16 protein-coding genes and 1 pseudogene are annotated in these 16,509 nt (G+C 70.1%); 6 read left to right on the forward strand and 11 right to left on the reverse strand.

The features are described from left to right. Positions 1-278: 278 nt before the first annotated feature. The 4 genes from D7X74_RS28150 to pdxA all read left to right on the forward strand — a co-directional run bounded on the left by D7X74_RS28150 (position 279) and on the right by pdxA (position 4,565). Positions 279-1,298 (forward strand): alpha/beta fold hydrolase, encoded by a 1,020-nt coding sequence (locus tag D7X74_RS28150; protein ID WP_120536091.1) that lies wholly within the window; start codon positions 279-281, stop codon positions 1,296-1,298. 186 nt (positions 1,299-1,484) lie between these two features. Beyond that, on the forward strand, positions 1,485-2,486 hold the full coding sequence (locus tag D7X74_RS28155) for a peptidyl-prolyl cis-trans isomerase (protein WP_120536092.1): 1,002 nt from the start codon (positions 1,485-1,487) through the stop codon (positions 2,484-2,486). 61 nt (positions 2,487-2,547) lie between these two features. Further along, the gene (locus D7X74_RS28160) at positions 2,548-3,519 is read left to right on the forward strand and encodes a peptidylprolyl isomerase (RefSeq protein ID WP_120536093.1); all 972 of its coding nucleotides are present in this window, start codon (positions 2,548-2,550) and stop codon (positions 3,517-3,519) included. Beyond that, complete coding sequence (gene pdxA / locus D7X74_RS28165) at positions 3,516-4,565, forward strand: 4-hydroxythreonine-4-phosphate dehydrogenase PdxA (RefSeq protein ID WP_233602293.1); 1,050 nt, start codon at positions 3,516-3,518, stop codon at positions 4,563-4,565. Before D7X74_RS28160 ends, pdxA begins: the two co-directional genes overlap by 4 nt. On the opposite strand, the gene D7X74_RS28170 is transcribed toward pdxA, so the two are convergent. The 6 genes from D7X74_RS28170 to D7X74_RS28195 form a co-directional block, all read right to left on the reverse strand. After that, a complete protein-coding gene (locus tag D7X74_RS28170; protein WP_120536094.1) occupies positions 4,489-4,821 on the reverse strand; it encodes a hypothetical protein in 333 nt (110 codons plus the stop codon). The genes pdxA and D7X74_RS28170 overlap by 77 nt on opposite strands. A 57-nt stretch (positions 4,822-4,878) precedes the next feature. Beyond that, positions 4,879-5,361: an SRPBCC domain-containing protein gene (locus tag D7X74_RS28175; protein ID WP_120536095.1), complete on the reverse strand. Its 483-nt coding sequence runs from the start codon at positions 5,359-5,361 to the stop codon at positions 4,879-4,881. Then, on the reverse strand, positions 5,358-5,702 hold the full coding sequence (locus tag D7X74_RS28180) for a helix-turn-helix transcriptional regulator (RefSeq protein WP_120536096.1): 345 nt from the start codon (positions 5,700-5,702) through the stop codon (positions 5,358-5,360). The genes D7X74_RS28175 and D7X74_RS28180 overlap by 4 nt, the downstream gene beginning before the upstream one ends. Before the next feature lie 43 nt (positions 5,703-5,745). After that, positions 5,746-7,299 (reverse strand): AgmX/PglI C-terminal domain-containing protein, encoded by a 1,554-nt coding sequence (locus D7X74_RS28185; RefSeq protein ID WP_120536097.1) that lies wholly within the window; start codon positions 7,297-7,299, stop codon positions 5,746-5,748. Between the two features lie 214 nt (positions 7,300-7,513). Continuing rightward, the gene (locus D7X74_RS28190; protein ID WP_120536098.1) at positions 7,514-8,599 is read right to left on the reverse strand and encodes an aldo/keto reductase; all 1,086 of its coding nucleotides are present in this window, start codon (positions 8,597-8,599) and stop codon (positions 7,514-7,516) included. 151 nt (positions 8,600-8,750) lie between these two features. Next, positions 8,751-9,359 carry a RedB protein gene (locus D7X74_RS28195; protein WP_120536099.1) on the reverse strand — a complete coding sequence of 203 codons (609 nt, stop codon included), beginning with the start codon at positions 9,357-9,359 and terminating at the stop codon, positions 8,751-8,753. A 137-nt stretch (positions 9,360-9,496) separates the two neighbouring features. Between D7X74_RS28195 and D7X74_RS28200 the strand changes: the two genes are divergently transcribed. Together D7X74_RS28200 and D7X74_RS28205 are read left to right on the forward strand one after the other, a co-directional pair. Further along, entirely contained in the window at positions 9,497-10,393 is an 897-nt protein-coding gene (locus D7X74_RS28200; protein ID WP_120536100.1) for a hypothetical protein, read from the forward strand. After that, on the forward strand, positions 10,390-11,523 hold the full coding sequence (locus D7X74_RS28205; RefSeq protein ID WP_120536101.1) for a hypothetical protein: 1,134 nt from the start codon (positions 10,390-10,392) through the stop codon (positions 11,521-11,523). Before D7X74_RS28200 ends, D7X74_RS28205 begins: the two co-directional genes overlap by 4 nt. Before the next feature lie 94 nt (positions 11,524-11,617). Here the strand turns inward: D7X74_RS28205 and D7X74_RS28210 are convergent, their stop codons facing one another. From D7X74_RS28210 to D7X74_RS28230, 5 genes and pseudogenes are all read right to left on the reverse strand, one after another. After that, entirely contained in the window at positions 11,618-13,054 is a 1,437-nt protein-coding gene (locus tag D7X74_RS28210; RefSeq protein WP_199741915.1) for a DUF2079 domain-containing protein, read from the reverse strand. A gap of 64 nt (positions 13,055-13,118) precedes the next feature. Next, positions 13,119-13,739 carry a DUF1360 domain-containing protein gene (locus D7X74_RS28215; protein WP_120536102.1) on the reverse strand — a complete coding sequence of 207 codons (621 nt, stop codon included), beginning with the start codon at positions 13,737-13,739 and terminating at the stop codon, positions 13,119-13,121. A gap of 65 nt (positions 13,740-13,804) precedes the next feature. Beyond that, entirely contained in the window at positions 13,805-14,827 is a 1,023-nt protein-coding gene (locus tag D7X74_RS28220; RefSeq protein ID WP_120536103.1) for a zinc-dependent alcohol dehydrogenase family protein, read from the reverse strand. A gap of 52 nt (positions 14,828-14,879) precedes the next feature. Next, positions 14,880-15,740: a GIN domain-containing protein gene (locus tag D7X74_RS28225; RefSeq protein ID WP_120536104.1), complete on the reverse strand. Its 861-nt coding sequence runs from the start codon at positions 15,738-15,740 to the stop codon at positions 14,880-14,882. Between the two features lie 15 nt (positions 15,741-15,755). Then, positions 15,756-16,509: pseudogene (locus D7X74_RS28230) on the reverse strand (hypothetical protein); the annotation flags it as partial.

Consider the following 16,509-nt stretch of genomic DNA (forward strand, 5'->3'; position numbering starts at 1 on the left):
CCACCACCCCCACCAACCGCACCCGGTGCTGTTCCATCACCTTCAAGGCACCCAGGAGGGTATCTGTGGGAAAAACTGTGGCAATGAAGGTCGACACCACTTCCTTGAAACCCCGGCCCTGCCCCATTTCTGCGACCTCCCAGCGAATACCTCGTACCTCCTGCAACTGTCCTGCCGTCCCATGAAAGTCCCTGTGCGACACGGCGGCATCGTCTGGCGGTCGGGCGTAGAATGAGAAGGTGACATCACGACAGGCAGCGGCACCCCGGTTGAGCCGGATGGCGGACCTCTTCACGCGAGCAGTCGAGCGCGGCAAGGAGGGGTTGCTGACACTGAGCTTCAAGCCGGATGAGCTCTACCGGGTGCCCACGGACGACGGGGCCGCCATCGCGCTGGGGCGCTACCACCCGCGCGGCGAGCGCCGGTACGCGGAGCCCGTCATCCTGTGCCACGGGCTGGGAGCCAACCGCTTCCACATGGACTTCAACGAGCAGTACAGCCTGGCGCGCTACCTGGCCCGGGCGGGGTTCGAGACCTGGGTCATCGAGCTGCGCGGCCGGGGGCTCGCCGGGGCGTGCGCCGACTGGAATTTTGATGATCAGGCGGAACACGACGTGAGAACCGCTTTGCGCACGGTGATGTCCACCGGTGCCCAGCAGGTCCTCTGGGTGGGCCACTCCAAGGGCGGCCTGATGCTCTACGCCCACTTGGCGAAGAACCCCCAGGCGCCGGTGAAGGCGGGGGTGGCCCTGGGCGCGCCGTTCACCTTCGCGGTGCAGCCGGGCCTGCGCGCCTTCGTCCAGCGAGTGGAGCCGCTGCTCAAGCTGAAGGTCATCCCCACCCGCCGCGTCACCAGCATCGCCTTCTTCGGGGCGCCGCCGGGGCCGCTCACCCGGTACATGATGCTGGCGGAGAACATGGATCCGCAGGTGGTGCGCTGGGCGCTGGCCAACGTGCCGGCGGACATCGCGGGCGGCGTGGGGCGGCAGTTCGCCCGGTGGATCGTCTCCAGCAAGTTCACCTCCTATGACGGCGAGTTCGACTACCGCGAGCCGCTGGCCGGGGTGCGCATCCCCTTCCTGTTGATCGCCGGCAGCCGGGACCTGCTCGCGCCGCCCCTGGCGGTGGCCCGGGCGAAGGAGCACCTGGGCGGGCCGGTGAAGATGCTGGTCGCCGGGCGCGGCCACGGCTTCGCGGAGGACTATGGCCACGCGGACCTGGTGCTGGGCCGAAAGGCGCCGGATGAAATCTTCCCCCAGGTGGAGGCCTTCCTGACGTCCAACGCGACGAAGCTCTAGGGGCGCCGCCCCCAGGCTCCAAGCCTCCCCGTGGGTTGTCGGGGCCCCGACGCCGTGCTACCCGGAAGCCCGTCCCATGGGCCCATCCGTTCGCTTCCCATCCCGGCCGTGACGTCCCGCTTGAAAGCCCCGCGGCCCGGCACCACCGTGGAAGGTCCCCCGCTGTCCTCCCCGAGGCCTCCGCGCATGCGTCCTGCTTCCCTCCGCGCCTCCCTGCTGTCCTGGTCCGCCGCCCTGGTGCTTGGCGCCGGCGTGCTGGGCTCCGCCGGCTGCCGCCCGCCGACGCAGGAGGGCCCGGACCCCGCGGTGGTGGCCACCGTGAACGGCGAGTCGCTCAGCCGCGCGGACTTCGAACAGGAGCTGGGCCGGGAGCTTGCGACCACCGAAGGGCCCGAACCCACGCCTGAAGAGGTGGAGCCCTTCAAGCGCGCGCTCGTGGACACGCTGGTGAAGCGGATGCTGCTGCTCCAGGCGGCCAAGCAGAACAACATCGCGGTGACGCCCGAAGAGGTGGACCGGGGCGTGCTGCGGCTGTCGGGCGACTACCCGGCCGGCAACTTCAACGAGGTGCTCGCCCAGGGACAGTTGTCCATGGCGGAGCTGCGCGCGCGCGAGGCCAGCCGGCTCACCATCGAGAAGCTCTTCACCCACCACGTCTATTCGCGCGTGGCGGTGACGGAGGAGGAGCTGCGCGCGTACTACGCGGCGCACGAGGCGGACTTCCAGGAGCCGGAGGAGGTCCACGCGGCGCAGATGGTGGTGAAGGGCCTGGACGAGGCGCGCCGGCTCCAGGTGCAGCTCAAGGCCGGCAAGAAGTTCTCCGACCTGGCGCGGCGCTATTCGCTCAGCGCGGACGCCAAGGTGGGCGGGGACCTGGGCTTCTTCCCCCGGGGACAGATGCCGCCGGCCTTCGACGAGGTGGTATTCAAGCTGGGGGTGGGGCAGGTTTCGGACGTGGTGTCCACGGAGTACGGCTACCACCTGTTCAAGGTGCTGGAGCGCAGGGCGGCGAGGAAGCGGGAGCTGGTGGAGGTCCGCTCCAAGGTGGAGGCGCGCTTGCTGGAGACCAAGCGGGCGCAAGCGCAGGAGGCCTTCGAGAAGGACCTGCGCGAGAAGGCCCAGGTGGTGGTGAACGAGGCCACGCTGCAGACCATCCGCGGGCGGCCGGCGCCGCAGGCGGCGAAGTGAAGGACTTTTCCGGGGGCCTGCCGGTTGGCCGTCCCGGGGTTTCGTGGAGAGGGTCGTTGCGATGAAGAACCTGGTGGCGTTCCTGGCGGCGGTGATGCTCCTGGCGGGCGGTACGTCCGCGCGCGCGGAGCTGGTGGACAGAGTGGCGGCGGTGGTGAACCGCGACGTCATCGCCCTGTCGGAAGTGCAGCTGCGGGCCGCGCCGGAGCTTCAGCGCATCAACTCCGAAGTGGACCCGCGCAAGCGCACCGAGGCCCGCGCGCAGCTCATGAAGAGCGCGCTGGACACGCTCATCGGCGAGAAGCTGATGGAGACGGAGGTGCAGCAACTGGGCATCACCACCACGGACGCGGAGGTCGATGAGCTGGTGCAGGACGTGCTCAAGCAGAACAACGTCCCGGACCTCAAGCAGTTCGAGCAGATGCTCGTGAACGAGGGCTACACGCTCGCCAGCTACAAGGACATGCTGCGCAAGCGCGTGGTGCGCGACAAGCTCTTGCGCATGAAGGTGGGCCCCAAGGTGAAGGTCACCGAGGAGGACCTCAAGGCCGCGTACACCCAGTACACGCGCATGGAGAGCGAGGACGTGGAGGTGCACGCCCGCCACATCCTGGTGCAGGTGGACGCCAAGGCCACGCCGGAGCAGGTGGCCGCCGCGAAGCAGAAGGCGGAGGGCATCGCGAAGGAGGCCCGCCGTGAGGGCATGGACTTCTCCGCCCTGGCGCGCGCCCGCAGCGAGGGCCCCAGCGCGGCGGACGGCGGTGACCTGGGCTACTTCAAGCGCGGCGTGATGGTGCCCGCGTTCGAGAAGGCCGCCTTCAACCTCAAGCAGGGCGAGGTGAGCGAGCCCATCCGCACCAACTTCGGCTGGCACATCCTGAAGGTGGAGGAGCGCCGCAACGTCGCGGTGGCCTCCTTCGAGGAGATGAAGCCCAAGCTGGAGTCCAAGCTCCTCTCCGAGAAGACGGAGAAGTTCCTGGAGCAGTACGTCCAGGAGCTGCGCTCCAAGGCCAACGTCGAAGTGAAGATGTGAAGAGCGCCCCGGTGGCCACGACGCCCGCGCTGCCTCGCGTGGGCATCTCGCTGGGGGACGTGTCGGGCATCGGGCCGGAGGTGACGGCCCTGGCGCTGGCACGCCCCGCGGTGCGCCGCGCGCTGGTACCGGTGGTGTTCGGGGACGGGCCCACGCTGGAGGGCTTCCCCCTCTTCCGCCGCTTTCCGCGCGTGCCCCTGGAGGAGCTGGGGCGCACGACGGGGCCGGCGGTGGTGGAGGTGACGCGGCTCGCACAGAAGCACCGCGTGCCGGGCAAGCCTTCACGCGAGGGTGGCCGCGCGCAGTACGCGTACGTGCGGGCCGCCATCGACGCGATGCGCGCGGGCACGGTGGACGCGCTGTGCACGGCGCCGGTGTCGAAGGAGGAGATTTCGCGCGCGGGCATCCCCTTCATGGGCCACACGGAGGTGCTGGCGGACGCGTTCGGCGTCGACGTGTTGATGATGATGGACGGGCCGCGCGTGCGCATCGCGCTGGCGACGAACCACGTCCCCATCTCCGCGCTGCCGAAGCTCTTGACGGTGGAGAAGCTGGTGGCGCAGCTCCAGTTGCTGTCGCGCAGCCTGGAGCCGGTGGTGGGTCGCAAGCCGCGCATCGCCGTGCTGGGGCTCAACCCCCACGCGGGCGAGGGCGGGATGCTGGGGCGCGAGGAGGTGGAGGTGATTGGTCCCGCCATCCGCCGCGCACGCTCCAAGCGGGTGGATGCGCACGGGCCCATTCCCGCGGACGGCCTGTTCGCCCGGCCCGACGAGGTGGGCGCGAAGTACGACGTGGTGCTGGCCATGTACCACGACCAGGGACTCATCCCGGCCAAGGCGCTGGACTTCGAGCGCACGGTGAACGTGACGCTGGGGCTGCCGGTGCCGCGCACGTCACCGGACCACGGCACCGCCTATGCGATTGCCGGCACGGGCACCGCGAGCTGCGTGCCCATGATGGAAGCGCTGCTCAAGGCCGCCCGACTTTCGCGCGGACCTGGAGCAGGTGCTTCGCCAGGTCCTCGCCGTCCGCCAACGGGTCGATGAGCTTCGCGTGCGTCCCCTTCGCCGTGGCGTCGGGGACGACCAGCGTGGTGACCAGGCCCGTGGGGCAGTGACCCAGACAGGACGCGGGGATGAGCTGGGTTTCGCCTGCGAGCCCGTGCGTCTTCAGCGCTTCGCGCACGCGGCGCGGCAGGTCCGCCCCACCCGCCTCCACCGGCAGCCGCACCAGGCAGCGGTAGCACAGGTGCACCTCGGTGGGGTCTGGACCCTCCGGCAACGGAGGCGCGCGCTTCGTCATGACCCGGAGAGGATAAACGCCTCCGGGACGCGGTGCTGACGGTTCCTCCGTGAAGGGTCAGCGCTGGAAGCGCTTCGAGAGCTTGCCGAGCTGGCTCTCCAGCCCCTGGGACGCCCTCTTCGTCCACTCCTCGCTGTGCATGGCGTCGGACGTCACGACCATCCGCACGGCCTGCCCGTTCGGGTGGAGCTCCACCAGCGTGGAGACGTCATACGGCGCGACGCCCTGGATGAAGTCCACCACGGTCGTGTACCCGAGCCGGCGCTGGGGGGTGACTTCCGAGTAGGTGAGCCGGGCTTCGCTGGTGAGGGGCAGGCCCGCCTGCTTCATGCCGGCCACCTGATCCGGCGCGGTCGCCGTCATCGCGTAGCGCATCAAGCCGCCCGCTCGCAGGTCGAGTTCGTGGACCGTCACGGAGAAGCCTTCCGGACCCCACCAGGACTCGATGCCGTCCTTCGTCGTCCACAGCTCCCAGACGTCCTCCAGGGGCGCGGTGTACGTGCGTTCAAACGTGATGCGCTTCGTGGCGTTCGCGGTCATGGCTCTTCCTTCCTGGGTTTGGCCATGCGCGCCTTCTGCTTCCGTTCCAGCGCCTCGCCGAACCGGTCGAGGCGGGCCTCCCAGAGAACGCGATACCGGGTCACCCAGGCATCGAGTTCCTGGAAGGGCTCCGGACGCAGCGAGTACAGCCGCTTCGTTCCCTCGGGGCGGACCTGGACGAAGCCCGCCTCCTGGAGGATGCGCAGGTGCCGTGAGACGCCCGACTGGTGGATGTCCACCCGGTCGACGATGTCGTTCACGGCGTGCTCGCCGCCCCTCAGCGCCTCGACGATGAGCAGGCGCGTGGGGTCGGCCAGGGTCTGGAAGACGTCAACATGCATGGCTGTGTATATTCATACCGGTGCATATTTCGTCTGTCCAGTCCTAGAAGACGAAGGGGAAGCGCACGGGGCCGTCCATGGCCACGCGGTGCACGGGGAATTTCCAGCCGCGCACGCGGTCCTCGACGCAGCCGGCGAGCGGCGAGCCGCGCAGGGACTCTGTCTCCATGGCCACGCCGGACACGCTGCCGGAGGTGTCCACCGACCAGCGCACCTGGAAGCGGCCGCCGTTCTCCAGGGCCGTGCCCGCCTTGAAGTTCTGGACGCAGGCGGCGATGGCCGGCTGGTTCGTGAGGACGACGCTGCTCACGTCGGAGGGAGACAGGCGCTCGGGGCCGGCGGCGCTGGGGGCCGGCGGGATGTAGACGGTCTTCTCCGGGGCCTGCTTCGACGCCTGCGCCTGGGCGGACTCCGCTTCCTCGGTGAAGCCCATCTCCCGGGCGAAGTCCTCGTCGAACTCCGACCCCGGCGGCGTGGCCTCCTCGGCCTCCGCGGCGGCGGCGGCCTGGCGGGCCTGCTCGATCTCCTCGGCGGAGATTTCGCGGCCGAAGGACAGCTCGCGGACCTCGCCCGTGTCCTCCGGCTCCTCGAGGGTCGCGGCGCGCGGGGCCACGGCGACCTTCTTCTTCGTCACGGAGGCGGTCGCCGTGGGCGCCTGAGCGTCCGGGGCCAGCGTGTGCAGGCCGGTGGTCAGGCCCACGTTCGCCGGGCCAGAGAGCACGGGCGCGTTCGGCGTGAGGGACTGCGCGGCGCGCTGGGCCTCCGTGAGCGCGGACGTGCCCACCGTGCTGGAGACGGACGCGGCGGCCTGCTGGAAGTCATTGGACGGCTGCCAGGCCGGGTTGCCCACGACGCTTTGCGAGTTCGTGGCGACCTGCGCGCCCGGGGTGGCCGTGGCGACCTGACGCGAACCCGTGGCTTGCACGGACTGCGTGAAGGAACCCGTGTCCTGCACCGTGGCCGCCTGCTGATCATTTCCCGAGGTCAGCCGCACACCCGCGACGACGAGCAGGCCCGCGGCGAGCGCGCCCATGGCCACGGCGCTGACGAAGGAGAGGGGATTCATCCCCAGGATGCGCGTGGAGACGTCCGCGATGGCCGGAGGCGGAGCCTCCTCCGGGGCCGGCGCCTCGTAGGGCACCCACGGCTGCGGCGAATAGGCCGCGGCCGGAGAGCCGGGCGAGGCCCAGACATTCGCTTGCGGCGCGCTGTCCCATGATGCGGCGGGGTCGGACGACGGCGATTCCTCGGCGCGCAGCCACTCCGGGATGACGAAGTTCGCGGCCTCGTCCGACAGCGACATCGGGGCTTCCGTGTCGTCGTTGGAGGGCTGCGGCAGCGATTCCAGCCACGACTCTTCCGTGGAGGCCAGGTCGAGCAGCGCGCGCATGGAGCCGGTCGCCGCGACCTCCTGCGCGTCGTCAATGTCGATGTCGATGTCTTGAGAAGGACCGGAGAAGAGCGCGCGATCCAGGCACGCATCCAGCTCCGCATCGAAGGTTTCGGAGTCGTGGGAGAAGCCCGCACCGCCCGAGGAAACCGGAGTGCCGACACCCTGCGCACGCAACTGCCCGTCACCCGTCAGAAGCTCGCTCACGCCACCCTCCCGCCGCCCTTACCGCGCCAGACCACCGACCCACCCGACTGCCAGGGGACCGATACTAGGAACGGCCCCCGTTCGCGCTACCGCGAGCGTCATGTCGTGAACGCTCCGGCCGCCGTTTTCCCGTTGGCACGGGCTGAAACGTACGGCCTCGCACTCCACACTGTGGGCCCCTGTACGGACGGGGCCCGGGTTTCCACCGCTCGGATCAGTAGCGCGGGGTGCCCGGCTTCGGCGCCATGCCTCCCGCCGGGGCCTGGACACCGTTCACCCTCAGCCCCGCGTGCATGAAGGCCGAGGCGTTCTCCAGGAAGGCCGACGGGAAGTTGAGCGTGGGCTTGGAGAGGTCATCCAGCGCCTTCACCTGTTCGGGCGTGAGCTTCACGTCCAGCGCGCCCAGGTTGTTGTCCAACTGCTCCAGCGTGCGCGCGCCCAGGATGGTGGACGCCACGCCCGGGCGGTTCTGCACCCAGGCCAGCGCCACGCGCGCCACCGTGGAGGCCTGCTCCTTCGCCACGCGCTGGAGCAGGTCGATGAGGTCGTAGGTCTTCTCGTTGAGCGAACTCTCCGCCCACGCGCCCCGGTCCGCCTTCTGCTTGCCCGCGTTCTGGCGCGTGTACTTGCCGCTGAGCGCCCCGCTGCGCAGCGGCGACCACGGCGTCACGCCCAGCCCCAGCTCCAGCGCCATGGGGATGAGCTCACCTTCCACCGTGCGCTCCAGCAGCGAGTATTCGATCTGCAATGCCACCAGTGGCGCCCAGCCCCGGAACATCGCCGTCACCTGCGCCTGCGCCACCTTCCATGCCGGCGTGTCGGAGAAGCCCACGTAGCGGACCTTGCCCGAGCGCACGAGGTCATCCAGCGCGCGCATCGTCTCCTCGATGGGCGTGTTCGCGTCCCAGGCGTGCATCCAGTACAGGTCGATGTAGTCCGTCTGGAGCCGGCGCAGCGATTCCTCGCACGCGGCCATCACCGACTTGCGGTTCGCGCCTCCGCCGTTCGGATCCTTCTCGAAGAGGTTGCCGAAGAACTTGGTGGCGATGACCACCCGGTCGCGCTTCGCGGGGTCCTTGCCCAGGTGGTCCCCGATGATCTTCTCCGAGTGGCCGAACGTGTACACGTTCGCCGTGTCGATGAAGTTGCCGCCCCGCTCGATGAAGCGGTCCATGATGGAGTTGGACGTCTGCACGCTGCTGCCCCACCCCAGGTCTTCGCCGAACGTCATGGCCCCCAGGCAGAAGGGACTGACGCGCAGGCCGGAGCGGCCCAGGGTGACGTAGTGATCGAGCGACATGGAAGGGCTCCCCCGCGAAGAAGGTGGCACGGACGAAAGGCGCGCGGAGCCAATCCCAGACGCTCCGCCGCGCCAACAGCTCCCGCCTCCGGACGTCCGACGCGGAACAACGCCGCGACCGCATCCGCCTTCCGCAGGACATCCGCGCGCTTCAGCGGGTCGCGGTCGTCGGAGGGTCCTCCAGCGCGCAGCCATACACGGGCGTGTCGCGCCCCTCTCCGCCTTCACGCAGCACGCGCTCCAGCGCCGTGCGCCCCGGGCTGTCTCCCACGTGTCCCCGCGCCACGGTGAGGCCTCCACTGAAGCGCAGGTGGCCGTCCGCGCCGTAGAGCACCACGTGTCCGGAGGTCGTCGCACCGAAGCGCTTCGCCTCCACGCCGCCAGGGTCCTTCAGCACCGTGACGCCGGGGATGCTCGCGGCGGCGCGCCACAGCTCTCCCTGCTCCCAGCCGTCCTCCAATCCCTCCGGACGCATGAACAGGACGAACGCATCCGCGCGCCCGTCCGCGTGCGCCATCAACGCCTGCAGCTCCGCCACGCTGGCCCGCGTGCAGGGACACTTCGGGTGCGCGAGCATCACCAGCACGGGCCGCCCGGCCTGACGCGTCAGCGGCGTCCCCTCCGGCCACCGCGCCACCATCGCCTGCGCGACCCCGGGCGTGAGCGAGTACCGGGCCAACGTCACGAGCCCCGTGACAATGACGCCCAGCCACAGCACGCCCGCGAGCACGAGCCATCCCCGAGTGGAAGGTCTCTTCATGCGAGGTGTCTCCACGAAGGAGCGACGCTACCGACTCCCTCCCCGCGCCGGCAGGTCCCCTCCCCGGAGTCCAGGGCAGTGTCCGGCCCGTGAAGGGCCGTGCCGAGCGTGTCCAATCCGCGATAAGGGAAGCGTCCATGCGAATCCTCTTCCCTGCCCTGCTGGGCATGACGCTGGCCGCCGTGGGTTGCTCGTCGGGCGAAGTGATGGAGCCTTGGGAGGGACCGGTCGTGGAGCGTGGCCCCACGACCATCCGCGTGGATGGCGACCCCAACGGCCTCTGGTGGGACGCGGAGAGCGCGACGCTCTTCATGGCCGACGACGAGAACAACCGCGTGCTGCGCTACCGCGATGGCGAGGGCATCTCGCTGGTCTCGGACCTGCCCTCCGCGCCCGCGGATGGTCCGGGCCTGGGAGCGCTGGCGCGGCTCGCGGACGGCACGCTGGTGGTGGTGCGCTTCGGCGGTGGCACGGCGGGCGACGTCGTCTACGTCCGTCCGGATGGCACCTCCGCGAAGGTGCCCAACCTGCCGCCCGAGCGCCGCCGCATCGGCATCACCGTCACGGCGGATGGGCAGCTGCTGGACGGCTACTTCGTGCGCAACAACAACGTGAACGTGGGCAGCGTGGCCCGGCTCACCCTGGACGGCACCGAGCAGGAAGTGGTGGGCGCGCTCCAGAAGCCCGTGGGCGTGCTCGCCGTGGGTGAGACGCTGTTCATCTCCGACCAGCTCGCGGGCAAGGTGTACCGCGCGCCGCTGTCCAACCCGTCGCAGCTGGTGCCGTTCGCCACGCTGCCCAGCCCGGACCTGCTGGCCACCGGCCCCGGTGACACGCTGCTCACCGGCAGCCGCGACGGCACCGTGCTGAGCATCCGCCCGTCGGGCGAGGTGCGCGTGCTGGCCGGTGGCTTCCAGCAGCCGCATGGCATCGCGTACGACGCGAAGAACAAGCGCATCTTCGTGGCGGACCATGACGGCGATCCGTCCAACGGCACCACGCACACCCTGCGCATCCTCCCCATCGACGAATGACCCGCCCGCTCACGCTCGCCGCACTGGCCCTCCTGTCCGCGTCAGGTGCGCGCGCGCAGGGGCCGCTCATCACGCCCACGCTCGTGGGCGAGGTGGACTACCGCGTCCACGCCGACGACATCGAGGGCCATGACGGCTTCACGCTCGCGCGTTTGCGGATGGGGGCCCGGGGACAGCCCGTGCCGTGGCTCGTCGCCGTGGGCACCGCGGAGTGGGCGCAGGAGAAGCCCGCGCTGCTCGACGCGTACGTGGACCTGCTGATCATCACTGGCGTGCGCCTGTCCATCGGCTACGCGAAGACGCCGCTGTTCCCCGCCGGGCGCGACCAGAGCATCGAAACGCTGCCCATTCCGGAGCTGCCCCTGGTGACGCAGGCGTTCTGGGCCCGGCGCGACCTGGGCCTGGAGGCGCAGTGGACGCCCGCGTCGCTGCCCCTGGAAGGATGGCTGCGATTGGGCAATGGCTCCGGCAGCCCGCTGGGCAACGACAACGCCTCGCCTTCCGTGGACGCGCGTCTGGACGTGCACCACGGCGGGCTGCGCCTGGGCGCGGGCGCGCACGTGGAGGACGCGTTCGACCGGCCCGGCATTGGCGGGCGGCTGCCGCAGAACTTCCTCTTCTACCGACCGCCGCCGGTGTCCGGCTACCGCACCGTGACGGAGGCCCATGGCCGGATGGACGCGGGGCCCGTGCGCGTGGACGTGCAGGCGGCGGCCGCGTGGGAGCACCGCTCGCGGGACACGGACGGGAATCCGGCCACGCCTCGTGAATCGCTGCCCACGCTGCGCAGCCAGGGCCTGGGCGTGGAGGCATCGTGGGTGCTGCGCGGCCAGCCTCGCGAAGGCAACCAGTGGCCCCAGGCGCTCGCGGGCGTGGGTTCGGAGGGCATCCCTTCCGGTTCGCTGGAGGTGGCCGCGCGCATGGAGCGGCTGTGGCTGGGGCGCGGCGCGGCGGACGTGGAGCCCGGGGGTGCGACGGGCGGAGCGCTGAGCTTCCGCTGGTGGGTCACCGGCTTCCTGGGCGTGGGCGTCGCGGGCTACGTGAACCACTACGACACCCCGCCCGTGGAAGAGCCCACGCGGGACTGGACGTACCTGGCGCTGCTGCGCACCACGGTCAGCCTGCACTGAACCGTCGTCAGCGGTGGTGCGCGTCGCCTGGGAACGGCTGAAGCAACGCCGGGGCAGGATGGGACGTGCGCCCGCGCAAGCGGGGCACAATGCCTCAACGCACGACGGTGAAGCGCCCCCGCGCGAGGAAGACGTGCGCATCGTCGATGATCACCTGGGTGTCCGGCTGGGAGCGCCACAGGTCGATGAGCTCGCCCAGTCGCTCCGGGGTGACGGGCGCGGGAATGCCCAGGGGCGGCTTCTCCACCAGCACCAGGTCGTAGATGAGGACCCCATCCGGCTGGGGCCCACCCACCATGTAGATGTCGTCCCGCGAAGCCACATCCGGCACGAGGTTGCCGCCGAGCAGAACCTTGCCCCCTTGGTTCACGGCGAGGACGTCCTTCGCGCGCTGAAGGGCATCCAGGCGTGCGGGCGTGGCCGGGCAGTGCGCGGGAAGGGACTCCGAACGGGAGACGCTGCGCCATGAAGAGCGCAGGAGGTTCTGGTTGGTGGTGAAGAGCAGCACGCCGGTGGTGAGCAACACCCAGGGCGGCGGGCCACGCCGGAGCAGCAGTGGAAGCAGGGCCATGAGCGCGGCGGCCATGAGCGGGGCGCCGTACTGGGCGCGCCACGCCATGCCCAGAAAGCGGATGCCAATCATGGGCAGCAGCAGTGACAGCCACACCCAATCCGGCTTCCACTTCTGACGCCAGGCCCAGAGGCCCACGGGGATGAAGACGGTGAGCAGGGTGCCGATGCGCCGCAGGTGTTCGAGCGCGAAACGCTCGGCCAGATACGCGCCCAGCCCCTGGCCCGCTGTCGGCGACAGCCGCGTGCGGTAGTTCACGGTCTCGCCCCACAACGCGGAGCGCCCGAAGAACACGAACGCGAGCCACGCCACCGATAGCGTGAACACCCACAGCGCGATGCGACGCTCGCCCCGGAGCCAGAGCCCGCCAGCGAGCATCAGGCCCACGAAGGCGAACTCCTCCTTGCAGGCGAACAGCAACACCAGCGCGGCGAACATCCACCCCGTGCGCCGCAGGCAGTACGCCACAGCGAACCACGTCCACGGCAGCATGGCCCACGTGGTGGGGTGGATGGGATAGATGAGCGCCGCCAGCGTGCCGGTGTTGAAGAGCAGCACGGCGCCCAGGAACACAGTGGAAGCCCGGTCCAGCAGGCCGCGCACGTAGAGCCACACGAGCGGCGCGAGCGACAGCACGACGAACAAGGCCTCCGCCAACAGCCCCGCCCACATCGCTGGCAGCAGCGCGCCCAGGGGCCGGGCCAGCCACAGCACTGGATCGAAGTGGTCCGCGAAGATGAAGACCTGCCGCGCGCTGAGCCAGGGATTCGGATCGCTCAGCGACATCCGCGCCAGGGCCTGGGCGTAGATGCCCAGGTCATAGGTCGCGAAGCAGGAGCGAGCGGCCTGGAGCCACACCGGCGCCACCGCGACCACCGCCCAGACGAGCACCAGCGCGAACAGCACCAGCAGACCGGGGGGCGCGCGGCGGGAGGAGTCGGGAGTCGGGGTGGAGGTCATCGCGAGCGCGGGTGGCGCGGCCCGTCTAGCGCATTCCCCCCATGGACTCCACCCGTGGACGGATTCAGCTTGGAGATGGAATCGGCGCGCGGCCGGACTCCACGACCTGCGGCCCACGGTCGGGGAACTGCACGGCGGCTTCGCGCTCCTGCTGCTTCTCCAACAACTGCACCTGCGCGCGCGTGCGGTGCAGGCCTTCGCCCAGCCATTCGTAGGCCCGGTGCAGGAAGAAGGACGCGGCGCTGAGCGCGAAGATGGAGGCCACGAAGCGCGTCTCGCGGGGACGCACCGTGGACGCCGCCACGAAGCCCGTCGCCACCCAGGGACTCAGGCAGAAGGGACAGTCCAACAGCTCGCCCAGCGCGCGGCGGGGCCCTTCGCCCCGCGCCTTCTCCACCACCTCGCCCGCAGTGCTGTCGGACTCGTAGCGCACGAACGGCGCGCGCAGCGTGCTCGTCACCTTGTCCAGCGACACCAATCGTGACACCGCGTGCGTCGCGATGCCGAACAGCGCCAGGTCCTTCCAGCCCAGGCGCTCCGGCAAGCGCCTCCCGGATGCGCCCATCCATCCCAGGAAGCCGAGCATCGACGTGCCGAACGTCCCGATGAGCGCCGCGTACGAGCCCAGCGGGTGGTGCTCCGAGTCATAGCCGGCGAACGGTCCCGTCTCCTGAAGCGCTTTCATGCGGTGGGCAGCCTCCGTGTTCCGCCAAAGCTGTGCATCGCACCGCGTCCCAAGCATCCAGGCAGTCAGGCCCGCGGGCCCTCGGCCGTGCCAGTCATGTCCAGCACCGCCGCCCCTCGCACGCGCCCCTCGCGCAGCGCCTGGAGCGCCTCGTTCGCGGCGGACAGGGGAAACACCTGCACTTCCGTGCGCACCGGCACGCGCGGCGCCAGCGCCAGGAAGTCCAACGCATCCGACCGAGTGAGGTTCGCCACCGAGCGCACCACCCGTTCCTCCCACAACACCGAATAGGGAAAGGAGGGGATGTCACTCATGTGGATGCCGCCGCACACCACCACGCCGCCCTTGTCCACGGCCCGCAGCGCCGCGGGCACCAGCGCGCCCACCGGGGCGAAGAGGATGGCCGCGTCCAACGGCTCCGGTGGCGCCATGCCCGAACCTCCCGCCCACACCGCGCCCAGCTCGCGCGCGAACGCCTGCCCCTTCACGTCGCCATCTCGCGTGAAGGCATACACCTTGCGCCCCTGGTAGCGCGCCACCTGGATGAGGATGTGCGCGGCGGCGCCAAAACCATACAACCCCAACCGAGGCCCCTCCCCCGCCATGCGCAGGCTGCGAAAGCCGATGAGCCCCGCGCACATCAGCGGCGCGGCCTCCACGTCCCGGAACGACGGCGGCAGCGGGAAGCAGAAGCGCGCATCCGCGACGGTGTACTCCGCGAAGCCCCCGTCCACGTCGTAGCCGGTGAAGCGCGCCGTGTCGCAGAGGTTCTCCTTCCCCGCGCGACAGAACCGGCAGTGCCCACAGCTCCACCCCAGCCACGGCACGCCCACGCGCATCCCCGGCACGAAGCCCCCCACCCGTTCACCCGCCGTCATCACCGTCGCCACGATTTCGTGGCCGGGCACCAGCGGCAGCTTCGGGCGGGTCAACTCACCGTCCACCACGTGCAGGTCGGTGCGACACACGGCGCAGGCGTGCACCTTCAACAGCACCTGCTCCGGCCCGGGCACCGGCATGGGGAGGTGCTCCTCCCTCAACGGCTGCCCGGGTGCATGGAGCACCATCGCCCGCATGGTCCCCGACATCGCCTGCCTGCCTTCCCACCCGCCGCCATCGCGGGTGATGAAGACAAGGTAGTCAGTGCCAGATGACCCGACCGCTGCCGTTCACCCGCGCCTGGGTGGACAGCGCGTGGCCGAAGAGTTCCACGTTCCCCGACGCGCTGAGCATGACGACCACGCCGCCCCCGTCCACGAACGCGACGATGTTCCCCGACCCCAGCGACATGATGTCCACGTCCACGGCCTTCAGGCCCTGGGCATCCACCCGTCCGCTGCCGTCCAGACGGGCCTCCAGCCGGTGGGTCACCCCCGAGAGCGTCATGCGGCCGGAGCCATCCGTGGCGGTGCGCACCAGCTTCGCGTCGCCGGACCACCTCAGCTCCCCCGAGCTGGTCTGGGTGAGGTCCACCCACTCCGCCATTTGCGCCCCCGACGTGCACAGCTCCATGCTCCCGGAGCCGTGGAGCTTCGCATCCAGGGTGCGGGCCCCGCCGCAGAAGAACAGCGTGCCGGAGCCCTTCGTCACCAGCCGCACGTCATCCTGGCCCTGCTCGAACCCCTCCACCCGCACGCTGCCGGAGCCGTTCTGCGTGATGCCCACCACGCGAGGGAGCTGGACCTCCACGCGCGCCTGTCCCCTGGGGTTGAACTCACCGTCCGTCTCGATGAAGAGCGTCTGCCCGGCATTCACGAAGGTGCGCACGTTCGGCTGGAGGTTCGAATCGATGACGACCTTCACGTCCGCCACGTCCCCCTGTGTCACCACCACGGACAACGCGCTGTTGTTCTCCACGTTGACGAAGCCCTCCGTGACGCGCCCTTCCGTCACGGTGTCGCCGTTTCCCTGCACGTCCTCGGAGAAATAGCAGCCGGTCGTCAGACCCGCCGCGAGCACTGCCACCACCCACCGCTTCCACATGGTTCCCTCCCGATTCATGACGAAGTCCTCGCGCTACAACTGCACGCCCAGCAGCACGCCCGGCCACACGCGCACCGTGGTGCGGCCCCCGTCGGAGACGCTGCGCCACTCAGGCCCGATGCCCAGCTCCTCCCACCGGTCGCCGTTGTCCCAGGTGACCAGCGTGTTGCCGGTGACGCCGCCAATGAGCGCGAAGCGCTTCGCCACCTGCCACCCAGCCACCAGCCGCAACTGCGCGAGCACGTTCAGGCCATCGCCGTCGCGAAAGAGATTGTCGGCATGGACGCTGGTGCCAATGGCGTCCAGGTCGAAGAACAGACGTCCCGTCGGGATGTGCGTGCCGAAACCGAAGCCCGCCACATAGCGGCGACGGTGGGTGTTGGTGCCGGGATTGAAGCCCAACGTCAGCAGCGTGTGGAAGTGCTGGCTGCCAAACTTCAACGCCACGTTCGTGTACGCGACATCGCTGGCCCACAACTGCACGTTCGCCTGACCATTACCGATGAAGCTCAACAGTCCCAGCGCCTCACCCTGGGACTCGCGCGCCACGTTGAGCAGTCCCAACTGCAACCCGTCCACCTTCCCCGCGATGTTGACCAGCCCCACCTGCGCGCCGGACACGTCCCCGCCCACGTTGAGCAGCGACAACTGCGCGCCCCGCAGCTCGCGCGCGTAGTTCAGGCCCGAGGAAGCCTGGAGGCCGACCATGGACGGAGCCACGTTGGCGCCCACCGAGGCCTGCACGCCCTTGAGCGCCCCACCCGCGATGTTCGCGCCCACCGTGAAC

Source organism: Corallococcus sp. CA047B, from assembly GCF_003612065.1.
GTDB classification, from domain to species: domain Bacteria; phylum Myxococcota; class Myxococcia; order Myxococcales; family Myxococcaceae; genus Corallococcus; species Corallococcus praedator.